Annotated in this window: 14 protein-coding genes; 3 read left to right on the top strand and 11 right to left on the bottom strand. The window is 45.8% G+C overall.

Annotation, left to right across the window (positions count from 1 at the left end):
* Window positions 1-239: 239 nt before the first annotated feature.
* From nagB to ACFSRY_RS06810, 7 genes are all read right to left on the bottom strand, one after another.
* The gene (nagB, locus tag ACFSRY_RS06840) at window positions 240-2,159 is read right to left on the bottom strand and encodes a glucosamine-6-phosphate deaminase (RefSeq protein WP_377504372.1); all 1,920 of its coding nucleotides are present in this window, start codon (window positions 2,157-2,159) and stop codon (window positions 240-242) included.
* 24 nt (window positions 2,160-2,183) lie between these two features.
* Window positions 2,184-3,440: an ROK family transcriptional regulator gene (locus tag ACFSRY_RS06835; RefSeq protein ID WP_377504370.1), complete on the bottom strand. Its 1,257-nt coding sequence runs from the start codon at window positions 3,438-3,440 to the stop codon at window positions 2,184-2,186.
* A 261-nt stretch (window positions 3,441-3,701) separates the two neighbouring features.
* Window positions 3,702-4,883 (bottom strand): C40 family peptidase, encoded by a 1,182-nt coding sequence (locus ACFSRY_RS06830; RefSeq protein WP_377504368.1) that lies wholly within the window; start codon window positions 4,881-4,883, stop codon window positions 3,702-3,704.
* Between the two features lie 22 nt (window positions 4,884-4,905).
* Window positions 4,906-5,991, bottom strand: coding sequence for an aminotransferase class I/II-fold pyridoxal phosphate-dependent enzyme (locus ACFSRY_RS06825; protein WP_377504366.1), 1,086 nt, complete (start codon window positions 5,989-5,991; stop codon window positions 4,906-4,908).
* A 2-nt stretch (window positions 5,992-5,993) separates the two neighbouring features.
* Complete coding sequence (locus ACFSRY_RS06820; RefSeq protein ID WP_377504364.1) at window positions 5,994-7,010, bottom strand: dipeptide epimerase; 1,017 nt, start codon at window positions 7,008-7,010, stop codon at window positions 5,994-5,996.
* A 23-nt stretch (window positions 7,011-7,033) separates the two neighbouring features.
* Window positions 7,034-8,404: a D-alanyl-D-alanine carboxypeptidase gene (locus ACFSRY_RS06815; RefSeq protein ID WP_377504362.1), complete on the bottom strand. Its 1,371-nt coding sequence runs from the start codon at window positions 8,402-8,404 to the stop codon at window positions 7,034-7,036.
* A gap of 38 nt (window positions 8,405-8,442) precedes the next feature.
* Window positions 8,443-9,384: an N-acetylmuramoyl-L-alanine amidase gene (locus ACFSRY_RS06810; RefSeq protein ID WP_377504360.1), complete on the bottom strand. Its 942-nt coding sequence runs from the start codon at window positions 9,382-9,384 to the stop codon at window positions 8,443-8,445.
* Between the two features lie 162 nt (window positions 9,385-9,546).
* On the opposite strand from ACFSRY_RS06810, the gene ACFSRY_RS06805 reads away from it, so the two are divergent.
* The 3 genes from ACFSRY_RS06805 (at window position 9,547) to ACFSRY_RS06795 (ending at window position 14,807) form a co-directional block, all read left to right on the top strand.
* On the top strand, window positions 9,547-12,591 hold the full coding sequence (locus ACFSRY_RS06805) for a glycoside hydrolase family 3 N-terminal domain-containing protein (protein WP_449301365.1): 3,045 nt from the start codon (window positions 9,547-9,549) through the stop codon (window positions 12,589-12,591).
* 116 nt (window positions 12,592-12,707) lie between these two features.
* Window positions 12,708-13,880 carry an acyltransferase family protein gene (locus ACFSRY_RS06800; RefSeq protein ID WP_377504358.1) on the top strand — a complete coding sequence of 391 codons (1,173 nt, stop codon included), beginning with the start codon at window positions 12,708-12,710 and terminating at the stop codon, window positions 13,878-13,880.
* Window positions 13,881-14,063: 183 nt separating this feature from the next.
* Entirely contained in the window at window positions 14,064-14,807 is a 744-nt protein-coding gene (locus ACFSRY_RS06795) for a DeoR/GlpR family DNA-binding transcription regulator (protein ID WP_377504356.1), read from the top strand.
* A gap of 69 nt (window positions 14,808-14,876) precedes the next feature.
* Here ACFSRY_RS06795 and ACFSRY_RS06790 read toward each other — a convergent pair whose 3' ends face one another.
* The 4 genes from ACFSRY_RS06790 to ACFSRY_RS06775 form a co-directional block, all read right to left on the bottom strand.
* Window positions 14,877-17,699 carry an FAD-binding and (Fe-S)-binding domain-containing protein gene (locus ACFSRY_RS06790; RefSeq protein ID WP_377504354.1) on the bottom strand — a complete coding sequence of 941 codons (2,823 nt, stop codon included), beginning with the start codon at window positions 17,697-17,699 and terminating at the stop codon, window positions 14,877-14,879.
* A gap of 15 nt (window positions 17,700-17,714) precedes the next feature.
* Window positions 17,715-19,238, bottom strand: coding sequence for a sodium:solute symporter (locus ACFSRY_RS06785; RefSeq protein ID WP_377504352.1), 1,524 nt, complete (start codon window positions 19,236-19,238; stop codon window positions 17,715-17,717).
* Window positions 19,239-19,368: 130 nt separating this feature from the next.
* Window positions 19,369-20,181 (bottom strand): N-acetylmuramic acid 6-phosphate etherase, encoded by an 813-nt coding sequence (murQ, locus tag ACFSRY_RS06780; protein ID WP_377504350.1) that lies wholly within the window; start codon window positions 20,179-20,181, stop codon window positions 19,369-19,371.
* A 115-nt stretch (window positions 20,182-20,296) separates the two neighbouring features.
* The gene (locus ACFSRY_RS06775) at window positions 20,297-22,168 is read right to left on the bottom strand and encodes an outer membrane protein assembly factor BamB family protein (protein WP_377504348.1); all 1,872 of its coding nucleotides are present in this window, start codon (window positions 22,166-22,168) and stop codon (window positions 20,297-20,299) included.
* Between the last annotated feature and the right edge of the window lie 129 nt (window positions 22,169-22,297).

The following is a 22,297-nucleotide window of genomic DNA, read 5'->3' as shown; positions in this document are numbered from 1 at the left end:
TTTAGTTTTTGCTTTACCTCAATTTTATTTCATCTGATTAAAACTATACGTTCCCAGAAAAATAGCTTCAGAGCTAAGCTATGAGTTTTAAATATATCGCAACACCAGGGGAATAATCAGACCTGTCAAACACAGAACAGGAATTACCCAGTATGGCAGCCTTAAAGACAGAAACAAAAGCTCTGATCTTTAAAGTGCCACGCCAGGAAGAAAGCTCTACTTATGCAGCTAACATCAAGCTAGAACTTCCATCTAACAAAGGCTTCCATTGCCTCATATTCTGCAAGACCAAGGTCATCATAACTCTTGGCTGTCTCGCGGGTTCTCTCCTCGGCTCTGATCCAGAACTCACGCTCGTCATCACCTGGGAAAACCGGTCTGTCTTTTTGTGATTGGTGCTTAAAGATGGCATAGCGTTTCCGCATAACTTCCTGAGGCGACAACGGTACTGCCATTTCAATCTCATGGGTTTCGAACTCATGCCATGCCCCACGATACATCCACAGCCAACAATCCATGGCCCAGTCTTCCGTTTCACGCAGTCTACGCAGTGCCTCTTCAACAATTCGGAAGCAAACAATATGCGTCCCATGCGGGTCTGCAAAATCACCTGCAGCAAACACCTGATGCGGCTTCACTTTCCGGAGTAGTTCCATAGTAATTTCCACGTCTATGTCCGTTACAGGCTTTTTAACCGTCTTTCCTGTTTCGTAAAAAGGCAGTGCCATGAAGTGAATATTGTCATCAGACAACCCTGCATAGCGGGCACCGGCAAAGGCTTCACTCTTCCTGATAAAAGCTTTTACATCACGTATTTCCTGCGTATCCACCTGGTTTGGTTGCTTTTCCTGTATGAAATTGCGCATATTAGCGTAGATCGCCTCTAACTTGTCACTGTCTTCGCCAATGCTCTTGTTAAAGTCGATGGCAAACTCCATGTAGCGCAGCACATCATCATCCCAAACGGCTGTGTTGCCCGATGTCTGATAAGCCACATGCACATCATGCCCCTGATCCACCAACCGGATAAATGTACCTCCCATTGAAATTACATCGTCATCCGGGTGGGGAGAGAAAACAACTACCCGCTTCTGTGCCGGCTCCGCACGTTCCGGACGTCTTGTATCATCAGCCCCCGGTTTACCTCCCGGCCAGCCGGTAATGGTACGCTGTAGCTTGTTAAATATGTCGATGTTGATGTTGTAAGCCGGACCTTTTTCGGTGGCTAGCTGTGCCATGCCATTATTATTGTAGTCCTCGTCCGTTAGCTTCAGGATAGGCTTCTGCACTGTTTTTGACAGCCAGATGACTGCCTTTTTAATCAGCGCCTCGTCCCAAACACAATCCTTTACAAGCCATGGTGTATTAAAGCGGGTAAGCTCTGATGCGGCATCCACATCAAGCACAAACTCCACATTGTCTGACAGCTGCAGGTAAGTTGCCGGTACGTCACTCGACATTTCTCCTTCCACTGCTTTTTTGATGATAGGAGCTTTCTTCCCGCTCCATGCCATCAGGATAATTTCCCGTGCCTTAAAGATGGTACCAATACCCATGGTGATGGCTTTGCGCGGCACGTTTTCCTTACCACCAAAATCACGGGAAGCATCCCGGCGGGTCAGGTCATCTAAGGTTACAAGACGTGTACCTGAGTTGGGCGCTGAACCTGGTTCGTTAAAACCAATGTGTCCCGTACGACCTATACCTAATATCTGCAGGTCAAGCCCTCCCAGCGCCTCGATCTTACGCTCATACTCCAGGCAATACTCGTGGATCTCCTCCAGTGGCAGCGTGCCATCAGGTATGTGAACATTCTCACGCTTGATGTCGATGTGCTCGAAGAGGTTCTCATTCATGAACGTGACATAACTCTGTGCAGCAGTTGGCTGCATCGGGTAGTACTCGTCCAGGTTAAAGGTGATCACATTCCTGAAGCTTAAGCCTTCTTCCCGGTGCATTCGCACCAGTTCTGCATATACTCTTACCGGTGTAGCTCCAGTAGCAAGCCCCAGAACAGCCATTTTATTTTGCTGTTGTTTGCTCCTGATCAGGGCTGAGATTCGCTGTGCAACGTTTACTGATGCTACGTGCTGATCGGGATAAATAGTGGTTGGAAGCTTCTCAAAACGGGTTTCTTCCAAAAGGTTTAATCGAGCCATAGTAATGTAATGCAGTAGTTTTACTTATGATTTAGTAGATGCTATTTGATTCTCAAAGATGTTCTCCATCACGGTTGCCACTGAGCCCATGATACCAGCGTGTTGCCCTAATTCGGATAAAGCGATACTTGTCTTTTCTCTAAGCTGGGTCATGCAATATGTGTTAATGGACTGTTGTATGGGGGTGGTGATGTATTGTTTCGCGGCGGCTATTTTACCACCTATAATGATCATCTCCGGATTATACAGTTGAATCAGGGAAGCGATCCCTTTCCCCAGGTTCATACCTATTTCAGAAAGTATGTTGATTGCGAATTGATCGCCTTGATTCGCTGCATCAATAACCGCCTTCGGATCTAAGCTATCAACTTCCTGCTCCGAAAGCTCATTGAGCAAAGTGTACTGACCTGACTTTATACCTTCTTTCGCTTTTCTGGCTAAAGCAAGACCGGAGCCAACTGTTTCCAGGCAACCTCTTTTTCCGCAATGGCACAGCAGGCCATCCTCCACAAACGGGATGTGACCAAACTCACCCGCGAAGCCTGACGTTCCAATGCGCATCTTCCCATCCATGATTGCACCAAGTCCAATACCCCAATCCATGGAGAGCACCAGTACATCCCGCTTGCCGTGTGCCGCACCAAAACGATGCTCAGCCAGCGTCATGCTCTTCACGTCGTTTTGAATGTAAACAGGCTTGTTGAATTTCATCTCCAGGAGTTCCTGCAGCGACCTCTCGTTCTGCTCCGTTAGCAGGTAGGTGTAGTTGTTACCATCCTTCGATGATACCAGCCCCGGCATACTGATACCGATTCCCATCAATTTATCAGGGTCGATGCCCGAAGAAATGACAAGGCTGTTTGCATGCTCATACAGCTCCTGTACAGCACTGAGATCTTTTGAAACTTTGATCGGAACAGTTTGTATTCCGGTGATATTATTGTTGTTGTTATCAAAAATGGCAATGCGGGTATGGAATTTTTCCATATCAATGCTCAGCACGAAAAGAGAATTATCACGGAGCCCATATAAATCAGGCTTTCTACCTCCAACAGACTCCCCTCTACCCTGCTTCTCAACCAGTCCTTCCTGTATCAGTTCATTAAGCATGCCCATTGATGTAGGTGAGCTAATATTGAACCGCTTGCAAATCTCTGCATTAGACTTAGCACCTTTTACATACAGATGCTTAATGATCCTGATCTTCTGCAGGTGCTTTTTCCTTTCAACCTGGTTCAGGTTATCAAGTTGTTTATTCTCTGGAGCCAACAATGAACTCATCCGCTATCGTCAATATTTAATTGAAATTGATTATTTAATTTATTAACTCCAAATACTTTTGTTATTTTTTTATAAAAGTAAATAATGAAGTTCTAAATTTTTGGTTATCACCCAAAGCTTTTCTTATTGAGAAATCCAGATTTGGACCAAAGCACTACCTCTAAGGAATGGCAGAAGGTTAAAAAGCCCTGTCCCCTAAACACGAACACCCCGGCGTTCCTAAAACACCGGGGTGACTTCTTATTAGTGTAGACTTATTAGCTATTCATAGAGCGACACCTCACGAAGATCGAGAAGTGTCGTATCAGGCACCACACGCTTTGCTCTTAAAAAGCGGTTTAGCTCATAATCATCGTAGTTCGCAGCTTTAGGATTCATGCTATTGATGCGGACTTTTCCTGCAGAATGGATAAACTCCTGATCTCCTCCTATCCACATTCCTACATGTACAACACGCTCGGACTTTCCATCGCTGGCAGGAGTACCGAAGAAAAGCAGGTCACCCGGACGCAGATTTTCCCAGCCATCAGAAGTATCTACTAATTCACCAACATGTACCTGCTGCGAAGCATCACGAGGCAGGACCAAGCCATTCATGAAATAAACAGTCTTGGTAAAACCACTGCAGTCCATTCCTTTTACAGAAGTACCTCCCCACAAATAAGGAAAGCCTAATAACCTTTTACCGGACTGCACCAGATTGTCCTCCGTTGGCTGTCGGCTGGCTGACCACGTTTTGTAATCAGTTGCTTCATTGGTATGAATATAGCCGCTACGGCCATCCGGGAATTCAACTTTGTAAAAGTCCTTTTTTTGCTCTTTCAGCAGCACAACATCCCCATACACCAGATCGGATACGGTTGTACCACTAGCATCAGCGTTAGCATACGCAAACCCATAAGGTTGTGTATACAGGAGCTTTTTACCCTTTTGCCAGTCAGCAAAAGCCTTATTTTCCATAAGTGCGATGCCTCCGTAATCTACCCAGGCAAGATACTTATCCGGTGTTTGCACCAGGTACCAGCCATCATTTTTCTTCCACACTTTTAAAGGTGTACCCATCGTAGCTTGTGTGGCAAGTTCCGCAGAATGCTTAGGTTCTGAGCGCAGGTTAGCCACAGATATGCTCACTACAGCATTGTGCAGTCCCTTCAGTTCCGTTTCTGGCAGCACCTGAATACTATCAACATAAGCTATATTGGCAGCCGTCAAGCGTCTTAGCAGGTCTGCTTTAGCTTCAGGCATATTGGTTTCTCCACGAAGAACATTACTGTTTACATCTACCTTAAAAAGGGTCACGCGTTTATCCGGGGCAAACTGCTGGCGCGTTTCGTCAATATAGGTTTGTAAAGGGGATACCTCTGCAGCAGGCGATTTTTTTGTCTGGCTACTTACACAAGACATCAAAAACAGCAGCAAAAGTACGAAGGGGTTCTTTTTCATATGTTTACTTTAAAAAGCAGCTTTACACTCTACTAGGTACAACTTCAAGACGGTTAATATGGTTCGCCAGGCACTCCAGGTCATCCTCTGTATGAAGGCTGCTAAGAACAATGCGTGTTATCGGATCATCAGCAGGTGTCGGGTACCGGAAACTGGAGATAACGATTTTACGCTCCAGCAAAAAGGGGCAAAGCTGTTTGTTAGGGGTATAAAAAACAGGATAGTTTTCAAAAAAGCTAAACCGGGCGGGTTGCTCCAGCTTACTTTCGAAAGTCTTTATGTTAAAGAATAACTTATCAAGGGCATCAGCAAACACTTTCCTGCAGTGCACAAAAGCATACAGGTAAGCTGGTACCGCCGGAGAAGCACCTCCAAAAAAAGGACTTTGCTCAAGCTGTTCAACCGTTTTTTTATCAGAAAGCACTACTCCTGCAGGAATACCAAGTGCTTTGCCCAATGACCCCAGCACAATCAGGCGCACCTTCGGATGCTCCTCCTTTAATCGTCTGAAGCAACCAGCTCCTCCCTTCCCGGTTACTCCAAAGCCATGGGAATCATCTATGATGATCGTGTACTGCTTACCCTCGGGTAAACCAGCAATCCAGCTGAAAGTATAGTTCTCGGCGTGTAGGGGGTCAAGAGAATTACAAACGATGATGATATGCTGCTCAGGTGTTGCCGGGACATCCTGCTGTAACCGGATTACCCATTCATTGAATGTTTGATTAGCATCTGTTGCATCAAGCCCACTCCGCCACAAAGCCGGATGCGCTCCGGGGGCATAAATGAACCGGCCACTGTCAATAAAATTCTGCACCACCGTCTGCCCGGCCATGTACCCTGAGGACATGGTAAGAGCGGCCTCTGCCCCAGTCCATAACGCAAGGGCATCCTCGGCCTCATCAAACACCTTTAACCGGAGGTTAGAGTTGCGGGAGCTGGAATAATTTGTGCCATAGCGGCCCATTCCTTCTACCAGGCATGCTCTGAACTCCTGGTTATGCGATATTCCCAGGTAAGAAGTACCACTGAAAAACAGGTACTCCTCCCCATCCACCACAAGTGTGCGGCCCGGCAACTGATCAGTATGTATCAGGGCAGCAGTCAATTTTAAGCGATAAGAGTTGCTCCTGTGCCGTTCTCTTTACTGTAATACACTTTACCATAGTCAATGGTAACACCAGTAGCGATATCTTTACTTAGCAACAGCGCGCCATCCATATCTACATAGTCGAGTAACGGCAGTAGTTGCGCGATGGCTGAAATACCTACACTTGATTCCGTCATGCAGCCTACCATAGCCTTCATACCTAAACTCTTAGCCTCTGCTATCATTCTTCGTGCAGGTGTAAGTCCTCCACACTTCACCAACTTGACATTCACACCATGAAACAGGCCGTGACATTTAGCAACGTCACCTTCTGTAATGCAACTCTCATCAGCAATGAGTGGCAGTTCGGAGCTTTTGTAAACTTCTTTCATACCCTCCATATCATCTGCCCGCATGGGCTGCTCAATAAACTCTACTCCCAAAGGTTTCAGCTGCCGGGAATTCTCAATGGTCTCCTCCACGCCCCAGGCACAGTTGGCGTCTACCCTGAAAACAGCATCTGTATACTTCCGCAGCTCTCTCACAATAGCTACATCATCAGGAGTCCCCAGCTTGATCTTATAAAGCGGCCATGGGGTTTCCCGTAGCTTTTTTACCATGTTTTCAATGGAGTCGATACCAATGGTGTAGTCTGTTAGTGGCATATTGTTAGCCTCCAGGCCCCACAGTTTGTAGAGTGGCTGCCCGTTCATTTTACCATACAGGTCATTGGCCGCCATGTCCAGGGCGCAAAGAGCGAAGGGATTATCTTTTAGCAGGGGCTGCATCATTGACCAGAATTCCTCAGGGCTGGTAAGTTCTGTGGACTCAACCTGCTCCCTGATGTTTTCCAGTGCTTCCGTCATACTTTCTATTGTGAATCCATAGTATGGATTGCTGGTTGCTTCTCCATACCCCTTGTGCCCATCTTGCTGCAACTCCACAATAAGGGTAGGCTGCACATCACGTGAATCATAAGAAATAGTGAAAGTATGCTTTAAAGGCAGGTCGAAGGAACGGATAGATAGTTTTAACATAGGTTTGAGGTTAGTGGTTTGCGTTAGTATTTCTCATGCACTTCCGTCATGATCCGGACCATATCATTACGGATTTCTGAAGCAGAAGCATTAAAATTGTTATTCATAAAACTATAGAGCAGCACTTTCCCACTCCTGGTAATAATGTAACCACTCTGGTTATGCACATGAGACAAGGTTCCGGACTTACCAAATACAAAAGGAACATCGGCTTTATAGATATTCCGGAAAGTACCTGGCTTCCCTCCGGTTGCAAGTAATGGGAAGAGCTTTTCCTGTGGCCGTTCCTCCTGTAGCTTTTTAAGTAAGGCAATGATAGTTCTTGGCGTAAACATATTCATCGTAGAGAGGCCAGACCCATCCACCCAAACCGGCTTATCCGGCAAATCTGCCAGGTATGTTTTAAGTCCATGATCAATAGCACGCTCCACAGAAAGCGTATCTGACAGTGTGCCGGAGCTAAGAACAAGTAACTGCTCAGCCAACAGGTTGTCACTTACCTGCAACATTCGCTTAAACACTGTGTCAGCAGGAAGGCCATATAAGACTTGTGCGTTCTGAGGCACCGGGCGTGTGATCAGCTGCACCGGGCGCTTTAATGTATCAGCCAACAGCTGCACAGTAAGTTCAGGAGAGGTAATAAAAGGCACTTCCTGGGAATAACCTTCTTTTGTGTGCTTCGGGTAAAACGTAAAATCATTCGTGCGTAAGGCTCTTCTGAATGCATTATTGTGGGAATAGACTGCCGTATCTGTTTTAATGTTTGGCTTGTAGTAAGAGGGCGTGGTAGTGTAGGTGCTGTCTCCATTGCTTCGCGAAAACTTCACAATGTTACCATGCACCGGAAATATGCTACGCTCCGGCTGGTAATAATAGTTGTAATCGTCCCACCCCCAGTTTATGGCAAAGGGTGTACTGAAAAAGGGTGCCTCCAGGTAATACAGCTTTTCAGGCCGGTTCTTCAGAAAATCATAGGCTATGGTGTTCTTCACATCCATGTGCGCAAATGTTGGGTCGCCTGTGCCCCAGAAAATCAATGAGTCTCCTTTGATAACATACTTTAGGGCAGGTATGGAATCGCCGAGCATCCTATCGCTTACATAGAAGGTAAAGAGCTTGGTATTTGAGGCAGGTACAAAGTACTTGTCAGAATTATGCTCCACTACCATCTGCCCCAGTTCCGGATCGTACAGGGCAAAGCCAACGAAACTCTGCCTGCGGTCCTCGAGGTCCATCACCTGCTTCCTGATCACCTCCGGGCCATAAGGCACCTCCTCAGAAACTACATCTTTGCCAGCCTGGCGGGTAGTACTACATGCAGATAGCAGAAATACACAGAAGCAGGAGTACAAGATTACACGAAGCGCTCTATTCATTTTCCGGATAGGGACCATAGGAACTGATTTTATTCGTTTACTACCTGAATTTACCTTTACATGTACTTCCTGTAAAGGTTGTAAAGAATTCTTTTATCATCATCTGTTAAAACAGCGTTAATATCTTCCTGAATGAAATGAAGTTTAAATGCCTTGATAGCAGCATCTAAGTTACTAATATCGAAACCAATAATACGAAGCGCCTCCTGCGGATTAAAAGATTCGGGCACCTCATAAAGTGGCCTCTTCTCAAACACCACCAGGCTATCCTGTACACCGTTCTGCAGGATGGTTGAATCGGAAACAGGGTAAGTCTTAGCTACCATTACGCTATCCAGCACATCTTCATCGTACCACAAGCCAAAGCCATTTTCAGCCATTTTTTTCCAGGGAAATGTAGGATTAGGATCTACTTTTCGGGTTGGTGCGATATCAGAGTGCCCAATAATATTAGCGGCAGGTATACTATGTTTCTTTTTCAGCATTTCCAGCACACCAAGCAAACTTTTGATCTGCTCTTCTGAGAAGGGCTCTGCGCCATTGTTATCCAATTCTATACCGATTGATGAGGAATTTATGTCCGTATTGTTTCCCCACTTACCGGCGCCGGCATGCCAGGCACGCAGATAGTCATTTAGCATTTGATAAACCTTTCCATCCCGCCCGATCACGTAGTGTGCACTCACACTTGTTGCCGGCGTGGTAAAAGTCTTTAAGGTGTGCGCTGTAGAATTCTGTGCGGTGTGATGGATGATCACAAAGTTTGGCTTCCGCATGTTAAAATTGGTGGCCCCAACCCAATAATCTCCCACAGGGTAGTTCACCTCTTCCGGTTTTACCTCAGGCACTGCCCATAACGACTGGCCGTATGCTTTTGCCTGCTTTTTGTATACCCTGTTTGTTTCGGCATAAGGATTTACAGAACAGGAGGTAATCCAAGCACCTGCCAGTAATATGCAGGAGATCCGAGAGAAAGAGTTTATTATTGAATTCACCATTTTAAAACGATTTATGTAATATTTGCACCCACACTACCTTTTAACCACGACAACAATATTGCTTTTATTTGCCGGATTTAAAAAAAATACCGCAAATAAAAATACAGATTATCTTAATTCTCTTATATTGCAGTATATCAACCATTAATTATTCCCGAACCCTTGAAAAAGTTTCTATCTCTTTCTCTGTCACTTGTATTTTTACTGGTTCTAAGCCTGCCTGACCTGCATGCTCAGAGCAAAACCACAAAATCACGCAAGTCAGCTAATCAAAAAACTGTAGCTCCAGCCTTTGATCCTGCCAGAGACCCTGCTTTCCTGGCAAACCTGCATTCGCCCTGGGTGGATTCTGTTATCAAGTCCCTGACGCCGGAGGAGCGGATTGCGCAGCTGATCATGATTCCGGTTTACTCCAACAAGGATCAGGCCCACATCGACTCGATCAGCAACCTGATCAACACCTATAAAGTTGGCGGCCTGATCTTTTTCCAGGGAGGGCCGGTACGGCAGGCCAAGATGACTAACCGCTATCAGCGGGAAAGTAAAGTGCCGCTGATGGTAAGTATCGACGGTGAGTGGGGCCTTGCCATGCGCCTGGACAGCACCATCAAGTTCCCCTACCAGATGACCATGGGTGGTGTAACTGATGAGAAACTTATTTATGAAATGGGTGCCGAAATTGCCCGCCAATGCAAGCGCATGGGTATTCAAATAAACTTTGCACCTACTGTTGATATTAACAATAACGCCAACAATCCGGTGATCGGGTTCCGCTCCTTTGGCGAGAACAAGTATAACGTAGCGCGAAAGTCAATCGCTTACATGAAAGGAATGCAGGATAACCATATACTGGCTAGTGCCAAGCATTTCCCGGGCCATGGTGATACCAATGTAGACTCACACTACGGATTGCCTGTGATCCACTTCTCCCGCATCCGCCTCGACTCAACTGAACTTTATCCCTTCCGTGAGCTGATGCAACATGGCTTAGGCAGCGTGATGGTAGCGCACATGAATATTCCGGTACTGGACAATACGCCAAACCTGGCCTCTACCCTTTCCCAAAAGATCGTTTCTGATTTACTCAAGAAGGAGCTGAACTACAAAGGTCTTGTGTTTACCGATGCCCTGAACATGCAGGGCGTCGCTAAATTCTATCCTCCGGGTGTGGTGGATGTAAAAGCATTGTTGGCTGGAAATGATGTAATGCTAAACACAATGGACGTAAAGACGACTATTGCTGAAGTAAAGAAAGCCATTCAAAATAAAGAAATTACGCAGGAAGAAATTGATGCCCGTGTTCGTAAAGTGCTGGCTGCTAAGTTATGGATGGGCCTGGATAAATGGGAGCCAATTGAAACAAAGAACCTGATTGCTGACCTGAACAACCCGCACGCTGAATACCTGAACCGCCAGTTAATGGAGGGTTCTGTTACGCTGTTGCGTAACAAGAAGAACATACTTCCGATTCAGACCCTGGATACCATGCGTATTGCTGCCCTGGCCATCGGCACAGACAAAGAAACAGATTTCCAGCGAGGGTTAGCGCGTTACACGAACGTAGATACGTACTACCTGACACCGAGCGCCTCCCTTGCAGACCTGCAAAAGTTAAAAGAGCAACTGGCAAAGTATAACCTTGTAATTGCGGGCGTGCACAGGCTGAACCTGAAAGCCGGCAGCAGCAACTTTGGTATTACTTCTGAAATGAACCTGTTCCTGAAAGACCTTATCCGCACCAAGCCAACAATTATAAGCGTGTTTGGCAATGTTTACAGCCTAGCTAACCTGGAAAGCGTAGACAAAGCCAGTGCGGTTATCACAGCTTATCAGGAAACCGCGCTGGCCCAGGATGTGGTCTCGCAGATCATATTTGGTGGTATCGGTGCGAAAGGCAAGTTGCCGGTGACAGTATCTAATGCCTTCAGAATCGGCGATGGACTAACGACGCAAGGAAATCTTAGATTGGCTTATACGTCTCCTGAGGCAGTTGGACTTAAAACCAAGGACTTAGCCGGCATAGATTCTCTAGTAGCTCTGGCTATTCGTGAAAAAGCCACACCTGGCGCTCAGGTTCTGGTGGCAAAGGATGGTAAGGTAATCTATCAGAAATCTTACGGCTACCACACTTACGACAACCAGGTAGCTGTAAAGAACACTGACCTCTACGACCTGGCCTCTGTAACGAAGATATCCACCTCACTGGCAGCACTGATGAAGTTAAAAGGTGAGGGCCGGTTTGATGTAGACCATACCCTCGGATCATACCTGCCAATGATGCAGGGCTCTAACAAAGAGAACCTGAAGTATAGAGATATACTTACCCACCAGGCGGGCCTGAAAGCCTGGATACCCTTTTGGAAAGAGACTGTAAAGAAGAACGGCAAGTTCAAATGGGCAACTTTCAAGACAGACTCTTCTGCACGGTTCCCGATTAAAGTGGCAGATAGCCTGTACATCCACCGCAAGTACGCTGCAAAGATTTACAAGCAGATCGCCGAGTCACCACTGAACGAGAAACCGGGATATGTATACAGTGACCTGTCCTTTATACTTGCGCCAAAGGTGGTGGAAAACATCACTGGCCAGGAGTTTGAATCTTACCTGAAAGAGAATATTTACAAGCCAATCGGTGCCACCTCGCTTACATTCAACCCTTACAGGTATTACGCTTCTTCTCAGGTTGTGCCAACAGAGTATGAGCCGCATTTCCGCTCACAGCTTCTGCACACAACCGTACACGACGAGGGGGCGGCCATGCTGGGTGGGGTTAGCGGACATGCAGGCTTATTCGGTAATGCCAATGATGTAGCCAAGCTGATGCAGTTGTATCTTAATGACGGCACCTATGCCAACAGAACCTACATTGCCGGTAACACTGTGAGTGCGTTCAGTAAATGTCAGTTCTGCGACCAGGGCAATTACCGTGCATTAGGCTTCGACAGACCGGCTAAGCCTGGCGCACAGAACAGCAATGCTGCGCCATCCGCGCCATCGATTAGCTTTGGCCACTCAGGTTTTACAGGCACTTACACCTGGATAGACCCAATCAATAAGCTGGTTTATGTATTCCTGTCTAACCGGGTAAATCCAACCCGTGAGAACCCTAAGCTCAGTAAGTTGAATACCCGCACCAATGTGCTGCAGGTAGTGTATGATGCCATAGAGAAAGCCAAAATCAACGGTGCTGCTTCTATACAAGAATAATTAATTACTAATCCCGCCCCGAATCCGGGGCGGGATTTATTTGTTCCCTTTATGCCACTGGTACAAAATAACAGCTATGAACCTTAACAACCTTAACCTCATCAAAAGCTAACAAAATGCACAAGCTCACTATTGTTCGCGACACAGCAGATTCCGGCCTGTTAAAAAGCTTTGCTTCCGAGCGCTATCTTTCGCTGGATGTTTTGCGAGGATTAACTATTGCCCTGATGGTTGTGGTGAATAATCCTGGTAGTTGGGGCAATATCTTTGCCCCCTTCAGGCATGCAGCCTGGCATGGCTTTACGGTTACCGACCTGGTATTCCCTTCATTTCTTTTTGTTGTAGGGAATGCGATGAGCTTTAGCATGCGGAAGTTTGAAACACAGCCCGAAAGCGCGTTCCTGAAGAAAGTGTTTAAAAGAACTGCTCTTATTTTTCTTATCGGCATGTTTCTGCACCTTTTCCCTTTCGTTACCCGCGAAGATGGAGCAATAGTGCTGAAAGATTTTACCTCAGTGCGCATCATGGGCGTTTTACAGCGCATTGCCCTTTGCTATTTTATCGCATCTCTGGTTATACACTACCTTAAACCCAAAGGTGCTCTTATCTTCAGTGTGGTCACCCTCCTCTCCTACTGGGGTATCATGTATTTCTTTGGAGCCCCTGCAGATCCATACAGCTTAGAAGGCAACGCAGCTTTAAAATTTGACAGGTTTTTCATTCCAGACCAAAACCTGTACAAAGGTTTTGGTATTCCATTTGACCCGGAAGGGCTTTTGAGCACCTTACCCGCAGTGGTGAACGTAATTGCCGGATACTTCGCAGGTGTATTCATCCAAAAGAATGGCAACAACTTAAATTCGGTTTTAAAATTGGGAGTAGCTGGTGGTCTGTTAGTAGCTGTTGCTTTGGTTTGGGACACTACTTTCCCAATCAATAAACCGCTCTGGACGAGTTCTTATGTTCTTCATTCCGTAGGACTGAGCCTGATCATACTAGCAGCGTTGATTTTAATTATAGAAATTGCCGGCTATGTTAAGTGGACGTACTTCTTTGAAGCCTTCGGCAAAAACCCACTGTTCATCTTCGCTTTAGCAACCCTTCTTATCAAGACACTGAGCTTCGTAAGAGTTGGCGAAGTAAGCCTGCAGAAATGGATCTACGATAACTTCTTCCTCACCTGGACGGAGGGGAAAACAGCTTCCTTACTATTTGCTTTAACCTACATGCTCGTGATGTGGCTGATAGGTTACTGGATGGACAAGAAAAAAATATATGTGAAAGTATAGCTTTACTGAACAGGAAAGACAAAGGCCTGCTTTTACCGGTTTCCCTTCAGGAGCCGTAAAGGCAGGTTTTTTCATAAGCACTGGAGAGCTTCTAAGTGAAATTTAGCAGTTCATGAAAAACATGCCAAAGCTACTTAATAGAATTTATCTTATATTTGAGTCTTACCTTTCGCAGATAACAGTATGCTAAAAGAAGAACGGCAAGCTTTTATTATAAAGCAGATAAACTTGCACAACAAGGTGCTTTCATCAGACTTAAGTGTTAAGCTTAATGTTTCTGAAGATACTGTGCGACGGGACCTGAATGAGCTGGCTGAAAGCGGCAAGATACTGAAAGTACACGGAGGAGCATTGTCTAAATCTTTTCACTATCCCTTTCAGCAAATAGAGGTTTATGCGAAAGAGGCTAAGAAGGAAATTGCGGGCAAATTGATTGGTATGCTTCAGGATGGCATGACCGTTTTAGTTGGTGGCGGTACAACTATGATTGAAGTAGCCCGGATGATTCCGGATAGCCTGCGGTGCACTTTTTTTACAGTTAGCCCGCTTGTAGCACTGGAGCTTGCCGAACGCTCTAATACAAATGTCATTCTCCTGGGTGGGCAGCTTTCAAAGAGTTCACACATTATAACAGGAGCACAGGTTATCAATCAGCTGAACGAGATAAAAGTGGACCTTTGCGTTCTGGGCACGAACAGCCTTTCTGTTGAAGATGGTCTTACTGACTCCGACTGGGAAGTTGTGCAGGTAAAAAAGGCCATGATCAGGTCAGCCAAGAGAACAGCCATCATGAGTATTGCAGAAAAGCTTGGCTCTGATCAAAGCATGAAAGTATGTGACCTCAACTCTATTCATTACCTGGTCACAGATCTTGACCCCAGAGATGCAGATTTAAGGGAATATGCACAGTCTATAACTGTTGTATAACAGAAAACACCCAATAAAAAAGCGCCTGTTATTTCTTGTAACAGGCGCTTTTTTACATCTAATCTTTATCTACAGGCACTCGTCCAGCAAGTATAGAATTGATTCATAGTTTCTACCTACAGCCTCTGACATAGCCATTTCACAGGTTTTGGCTGTGGAATAGTACCCCTCATATTCCTGTTGCTTCACTTCCTGTGCCTCAGGTGCCGTTGCTGATGCTGTAAGCTCGGGTACCAGAAAGCCTCTGTCGCCGGCCATACCGCAACAGCCTGCGTGCATAGGTACAGTAACCTCGCTTGCTAACTGCTTTGCTATACTCAAAAATTTAGCTTCTAATCCCATCTTTTGAAGCGAGCAAACCGGGTGCACTACAATGCTCCCCTTCTTTTTCAGGATCTTTGCTTTTGGCAGTAGAAAATCAGTGATATACTCAATGCTGTCTATGATCCTAAGCGTATCAAATTTTTGCTTATTCTCAGGCGTTAATATCGGACGGCAATTCTGTAAGGTATAGGTACAGGAGGTAATATCAAGCACCAGTGGCATCCGGCCTTTATCCGTCCAATCCCAGACTTTCTGTATTGTTTCGTTAGCCGTATAAGCAAAAGCTTTGCTATACCCCTTTGAGGAGAAGATCTGGCCGCAGCAGGCACTTTCCACATCCTGTGGGATCAAGAACTTCACTCCTACCCTCTCTGATACACTCCGAAACGTTTCAATGATGCTCTTTTTGGAATTATCCGGATCTCCCATCGTGCGGGAAATACAGGTGGGAAAGTATACCACCTCCGCCTCCTCATGGGGAACACTGCTACTTCCAAGACCAGCAACAGCTTTGCCCGGGGCCAGTTGGTTTGACCAAAGCGGGAACTCCGGCACTATACTTTTTACTCCCTTTGTTAAACTGGCAAGCGTATTGGCTCCCAATAGTTTATTTACACCTGCACCTGCCTTCAAACCAAAGTTTACAGTTGAAGCAACAGGTTTAAAGTTCTTAGCTACCAGCAAGGCAACGTTATTTGCAAAGTCGCTGTGGCTTTCCCTGCGCAGTCGTTTTACAAGGTCGCCTGTATTTATATCTACCGGGCAGGCAGTCGCACAGAGTCCGTCAACGGCACAGGTATCCAGGCCATCATAATGAAACTGATCAAGTAATTCCTCATGCTGCTTTTTATTTCCAGCACTTTTCAACTTCTGCAATTCCCTTCGTACCACTATTCTTCTGCGAGGTGTAAGGGTAAGGTTACGGCTCGGGCATTTGTGTTCGCAGAACCCACACTCAATACACTTATCAACCTCCTCTTCCACCTGTGGCAAGTCCTTCAGGTTCTGGATGTGGGCATTTTTATCATGATTGATGATCACTCCCGGGTTAAGCAAGTTCTCCGGATCGACAACCTGCTTCAGTGCCTTCATGATCTGGTATACTTCTGCTCCCCACTCTGTTTCCACGAAAGGAGCCATGTTACGGCCGGTACCATGTTCGGCCTTTAGCGCACCTTTGTATTTCTTTACTACCAGCTCAACCACTTCTTGCAGGAAACGATCGTAGCGGGCAACTTCAGCGGGGGTATCAAAAGCCTGGGTAACAACAAAATGTATGTTGCCATCTTTGGCATGGCCGAAGATGATGGCATTGCTGTAACCATGCTTTCTGAAGAGCTCTTGCAGATCCAGAATGGCATCACCCAGCATTTCAACCGGGAAAGCAACATCTTCTAATATAACAGTAGTACCACTAGCTCTTACTGCCCCAACAGCAGGAAACATACCTTTCCGTATTTTCCACAAGAGCGCCTGCTCCACTGCATCTGTTGTGAAAACAGGTTCTTCGAGCAAGGACAGGCCTGAAGCTAAAGAGGTAAACTGAAGAATCTTATGCTGCACCTTCTCCGGGGTATTTCCCTGAAACTCCACCAGTAGCGCGGCAGCAGATCCTGGCAAGGTTTGGATGAAGGCTGGCAAACCTGCCATGTGTTCAACAGAACGAAGCGAGGCCCTATCCATCAGCTCTACTGCCTCTGCCCCAGTTTCTGAGAGAGGCACAATGGCCTGGCAGGCAGCATAAATATCCGGAAAGTACAGCAGCGCTGTAGATTTAGCAGGGTAGTCAGGCACTGTGTATAGTACCGCTTCCGCAATAAAGCCCAGTGTACCTTCGGCACCAATCAGCAGGTGCGCCATAATATCCAGGGGGTGCTCAAAGTCAATGAAAGAATTGACAGAGTACCCGACAGTATTTTTCGTGCGGTACTTGTACCTGATGGCATCATATAACTCAGGATTGCTGCATATCTGCTTTTTCAGGCTTTCAAGCGCCAGGTATAACTCAGGGCATTCTAACAAAAACCGGTCATAATCTCCCTGCAATTCTGTGCTGAAGGCTTTACCGTTTGGCAAAATGAAGCGAATATACTTTGTAGTGTGGTAGGAGTTTTTGCTGACACCGCAGCACATGCCGCTGGCATTATTGGAAAGGATACCGCCCACCATAGCCGAATTAATACTGGCTGGGTCCGGACCGATCTTCCGCTTATACTTACGCAGGTGTGCATTTACGATAGCGCCAATCACTCCGGGCTGAACACGTACCTGCTGCCCTTCCTCCTCTACCTGTATTTTATTCCAGAACTGGCTCAGGTCTACAAGTATTCCATCTGTAATGGACTGGCCAGACAAGCTGGTGCCTGCCGTTCGGAATGTAAGCGGAATCCTGTGTTGCTGCGAAAGCGCAAAGAGCTTCGTTATTTCCTCCTCAGATACAGGCTGCACCACTGCTTTAGGCTTCAGATAATAAAAGCCTGCATCAGAAGCATAAGACACAACATCAATGAGTCGTGACCTAATGCGCGCTTTTGGCAGAAAGGTTTCCAAAAGCTTATCTATGGTCATAGAAGTTAAAATTAATTAGTGCGCAGCTTTCTTCAATCTCACTTTCTCAGCCTCTTCCAAGGCATCCATCATCAGTCCACCTCCTGGCCTGCTGGTAACCAGCAACAGGATAAATGTAATGGCAGCATTCACCACAATCAGCTCAAAGCCCATTGCATAGCCAAACCACTCAAGCGAGTTGCTATCCAGCGCATAGGTTAATATTGGAGAAACAACACATATGTATGGCACCAGTTTATCTGCCACAGCACGCTTATTCGCCATACCAAAAGCAAACAAACCTAATAAGGGCCCATAAGTATAGCCAGCTGCACGGAAAATAGCATTTACCACGGAATCATCGTTAATAACCCTGAACACCAGGATCACCAATAGCATTACTACTGAAAAGGCTACGTGTACGATATGCCGGGTACGGATCAGTTTTATGTCATCATGGTTCTGTTTTTTAGTGAAGCCCAGAAAGTCCACACAGAAGGATGTAGTCAAAGCTGTTAGGGCAGAATCTGTTGTAGCAAAGGTGGCTGCCGTAAGTCCAAGCATGAAAATAATAGCAGGTAACAGCGCCAGGTGGTTTAGCGCAATCTCCGGAAACAGGTGGTCCGGTGTTCGAAGCGCTGTCACATCTATACCTTTGGCTTCGGCATACATATAAAGTAAAGCACCCACACTGAGGAAGAAGATATTGATAGCTACAAATACTGCCGTAAAAGTCAGCATGTTTTTCTGAGCTTCCCCTATGTTCTTGCAGCTCAGGTTCTTCTGCATCAGGTCCTGGTCAAGACCAGTCATCGCGATCGTTACGAATATACCTCCAAAGAAATACTTCAGGAAATGGCTCTTACTACCCATAAAATCTTCCCAGAAGAAAATCTTGGAGTAGGAGCTTTCTTTCACAGCCTCAAACGTCTGCCCTAAGCTCATGTCAAGGCTATCTGATATAAACCAGATGGACAATAGTACCGAACCCAACAGGAACACAGTTTGCAGTGTATCCGTGATAACAATGGTTTTAAGTCCTCCTTTATGTGTATAAACCCAGATAAGTAGCAGGCATATAGCTACTGTTACTCCAAACGGAACATTCCAGGAATCAAAAATAAACTTTTGCAACACGATTGCTACCAGGTAAAGCCTAAAAGCAGAACCAATAGTACGGGAAATCAGAAAGATCATAGAACCGGATTTATAGCTCCAGTACCCGAAACGCTTCTCCAGGTAAGTATAAATCGAGATCAGGTTCATGCGATAATAGAGCGGCAGCAGCACAAAGGCTATCAGTATAAAACCTATTGCATTCCCTAAAACAAACTGGAAATAACCAAAGCTACTGTTGCTCACGGCCCCAGGTACGGAAATAAAGGTAACACCGGACAGAGCAGTACCGATCATACCGAAAGCAACGAAATACCACTTCGAATTACGATTGGCAATAAAGAAGCTGGAATTATCAGAAGCCCCCTTAGAGGTGACGTATGAAATCCCGATCAATACAGCAAAATAGCCTATCAGAAAGGACAAAAGAACTATAGGAGACATAGGCGAATGTTTATCAATAGCTGTCTGTAGCAGAAAATAATTTGAGGATTCCCTCTACTGAAACAGCTTTATGATGTTAGTTAAAGATTATCAGTTTCTATACTACTTCTCACGAGGCAGTTAATTGGATTTATGAAGATATTAAAAAACTTTCAACCGCCTGACGCACATTCCCATATTTTTCAAGAAGAGCCGCTGCCGTAGCCTGATCCGTACCCGTCTCAGCCATAATTATCCGGACTCCCCGGTTATAGAGCTTATGGTTAGTTAACTGCATATCTACCATTTTATTTCCCTTCACACGGCCTAATTGGATCATAACAGTAGTACTTAGCATGTTGAGGGCCAACTTTTGAGCAGTACCCGACTTCATTCTGGTTGACCCGGAAACAAACTCAGGCCCGACCACAATCTCTACAGGAAACTGTGCCTCTGCGGCCACAGGACTTCCTGTGTTACAAACAATGCAACCGGTTGCAATACCATGCAGATTGGCGGTTCTTAGTCCCCCAATAACATAAGGGGTTGTACCAGATGCAGCAATACCTACCACAACATCATTCTTGCCAATGTTATAGGCCTGAAGATCCTTCCATGCCTGCTCCTTATCGTCTTCAGCAAATTCAACTGCCTTACGGATTGCATTATCACCACCGGCAATTATCCCCAGCACCAGATCAAATGAAACACCAAAAGTAGGCGGGCATTCCGATGCATCCAGGATACCAAGCCGGCCACTCGTACCTGCTCCTATGTAAAACAACCTTCCTCCTGCTTTCATTCTCTCTGCCACGATCTCCGCCAGCTTCTCTAGTTGTGGAATAGCTTTTTCTACAGCAAGCGGCACAGTTTTATCTTCGTTGTTAATATTTCCCAGGATCTCCCTCACTGACATCTTCTCGAGGTCACTATATCTTGAATCTTTCTCGGTTGTAATTTCCATTCCTATGTAATTAATATTTTCTTTTTTAACATTGACCAGTGCCAACCTTGTCTCTCAATCATTCACTCTATCGACAGCACTTCTCCCCCGTCACAACTGCAGGAGCAATCGTTTTTTATTTTCCAGATGTGTCAGGCATATATTCCAGGCATGTTATTTTACCATCCATCGTACTTACAATCACTTTTCTTTTCTGCAGTGGCATGACCGGGTTCATAAGGCTATTCGAGCTTTTATGCTTCCACAACACTTTCCCACTCTGCCTGTCCACGGCACTCACCATTCCGGAATGAGAAGGAACATACACAACTCCCTCATGCTCTACTATGGCCGAAGGTGACAGTTCATAAGGCAACCGCAGCTCTGATTTCCAAGAAAGCTGCATTGAATCTAAGGCAGTAGACACACCATACAGCTCTCCATCCATTGTTTTAATATATACCAGCGAACTATCAGAAGACAAGCCCATCGATTCCCGCACCCTGATATCCTTCATCTGCTTTCTCCATACCACCTCCCCTGTGTTGGCATCCAAAGAAGTCATGAAGCGATCTGGCGCTACTATAAACACCTGCCCATTAGTGGCAACCGGATAACAGGCGGCCGGCGAGAACATACGGTTCGAGGATCCATTGCTCCACTTCCAGACTAACCTGCCAGTGGCTGCCTCAAGCGCATAGAACTCATTTCCCCAACTGCCAAAGTATATCTTATCTTTATAAAAGAGTGATTTAGTTACTACAAAATTGTTAACCTGATCAAAGTCCCAGATAACTTTACCGCTCTTCAGGTTCAGAGCCCTGAAGTGACCATCAGAAGCACCAATGTAGACAACTTTTTCCTTGATCAAGGGTGACCCTAGCACAGGTCTTTGTGCGGCAGACTTCCAAAGGAGCTTGCCTGTTTTAAGTGACAGGCAGTAGATGTTATTGTCAGAGGAACCTACCACAACATACCTTCCGGCAACTGCGGGCGTAGAGTAGATCTTACCATTCGTTTTGTAGGCCCACCTTCGCTTTCCATCCTCCTTTTGAAGCGCATAAACCCAGCCACCTGTATTAGTTGCAACAATCAGATCTTTTCCTTCCGCCGTACCTGCTCCCACATCACTAACATCCTGGTATTGCCACACTACCTTTGCATCAGGGTACTTTTTGTTCACTGCAAATGATGGTCTGTGGTATTTGGCTGTTTCTTTAGCAAACTGATGATCTTTAAGAGATACCTCCACCCACTTTTCCAAGGTCCCTAAACCGGGTCTCCTTTCTTCGAAGCTTGCTTTGCCATCCTGTACACTCACAATGTTGTATCCACCCGTAGAAGCTTTTGCCCGCAGATTGGAACGTCCCATCACAGCTGGAATTCCGTCATAGGTAAACCGGCGGTTATTGTGCCCGTGGCCGTGAAGGATGAGCTGCACATTCCGCTTTTTCAATAAATCAATGGCATCATACCAGTTGTTCTGCGAAGAGTCCTGAGGATAATGATTGATGTAGATAACAGGCATACCTGGATCAGGCATGTGTGTAAGTACAGAATCCAACCAGACAATATTCTCTCTCGGTACTTGTCCCGGGCCCATCCGCATATTAGGGCCTGAACTTGTGCCGGCAAATAAGTAACCGTTATGGGCAAAGGCAAAAGTTTCAGACCCAAAAACAGTCCTGAAAGTATTGCTTCCGCTTTCAGACCAGTTGGAATCATGGTTACCTGCCACAATGTACCAGGGCTTTATAAGCTTATCCAACACACGCTTCGCCAGCTTTAGCTCCTCATCTGAACCAAACTCTGTTATATCTCCTGTAAAAAGAGCAAAGCTTATAGAAGAATCTGAATTGATATCCTCTACCGTTCGCTGAAGGTCCTCTTCAGCGGTAGGATTACCAATGTGTGTGTCAGAAACAAAGGCAAACTTAAAAGACTGCGCGTTGCTGCTAAAAGCTAACAACAGCATGAAAATCAAGAGTGAATATCTATTAATAGCCATTTGTTATTATTTCCTCATTAACGGTTAAACTATTAGTTAAATATTAAGTCGTTCTAACTACTAAAGCTCCAGAGGCTTTTATTTTATCTTTTTTTAAAACCGCACAAAAGCGCAACCCCATAATCTTAT

The sequence above is a fragment of the Pontibacter locisalis genome (genome assembly GCF_042684605.1).
GTDB lineage: Bacteria > Bacteroidota > Bacteroidia > Cytophagales > Hymenobacteraceae > Pontibacter > Pontibacter locisalis.
This window is presented reverse-complemented; position numbering and strand designations above follow the sequence as displayed.

Bases quoted from the DNA above. Each gene is read 5' to 3' on its own strand.
- ACFSRY_RS06820 (WP_377504364.1), bottom strand. From the start codon at position 7,010: ATGTTAAAACTATCTATCCGTTCCTTCGACCTGCCTTTAAAGCATACT.
- ACFSRY_RS06800 (WP_377504358.1), top strand. From the start codon at position 12,708: ATGCACAAGCTCACTATTGTTCGCGACACAGCAGATTCCGGCCTGTTA.
- ACFSRY_RS06835 (WP_377504370.1), bottom strand. From the start codon at position 3,440: ATGAGTTCATTGTTGGCTCCAGAGAATAAACAACTTGATAACCTGAAC.
- ACFSRY_RS06810 (WP_377504360.1), bottom strand. From the start codon at position 9,384: ATGGTGAATTCAATAATAAACTCTTTCTCTCGGATCTCCTGCATATTA.
- ACFSRY_RS06830 (WP_377504368.1), bottom strand. From the start codon at position 4,883: ATGAAAAAGAACCCCTTCGTACTTTTGCTGCTGTTTTTGATGTCTTGT.
- ACFSRY_RS06785 (WP_377504352.1), bottom strand. From the start codon at position 19,238: ATGTCTCCTATAGTTCTTTTGTCCTTTCTGATAGGCTATTTTGCTGTA.
- ACFSRY_RS06815 (WP_377504362.1), bottom strand. From the start codon at position 8,404: ATGGTCCCTATCCGGAAAATGAATAGAGCGCTTCGTGTAATCTTGTAC.
- ACFSRY_RS06795 (WP_377504356.1), top strand. From the start codon at position 14,064: ATGCTAAAAGAAGAACGGCAAGCTTTTATTATAAAGCAGATAAACTTG.
- ACFSRY_RS06790 (WP_377504354.1), bottom strand. From the start codon at position 17,699: ATGACCATAGATAAGCTTTTGGAAACCTTTCTGCCAAAAGCGCGCATT.
- ACFSRY_RS06775 (WP_377504348.1), bottom strand. From the start codon at position 22,168: ATGGCTATTAATAGATATTCACTCTTGATTTTCATGCTGTTGTTAGCT.
- murQ (WP_377504350.1), bottom strand. From the start codon at position 20,181: ATGGAAATTACAACCGAGAAAGATTCAAGATATAGTGACCTCGAGAAG.
- nagB (WP_377504372.1), bottom strand. From the start codon at position 2,159: ATGGCTCGATTAAACCTTTTGGAAGAAACCCGTTTTGAGAAGCTTCCA.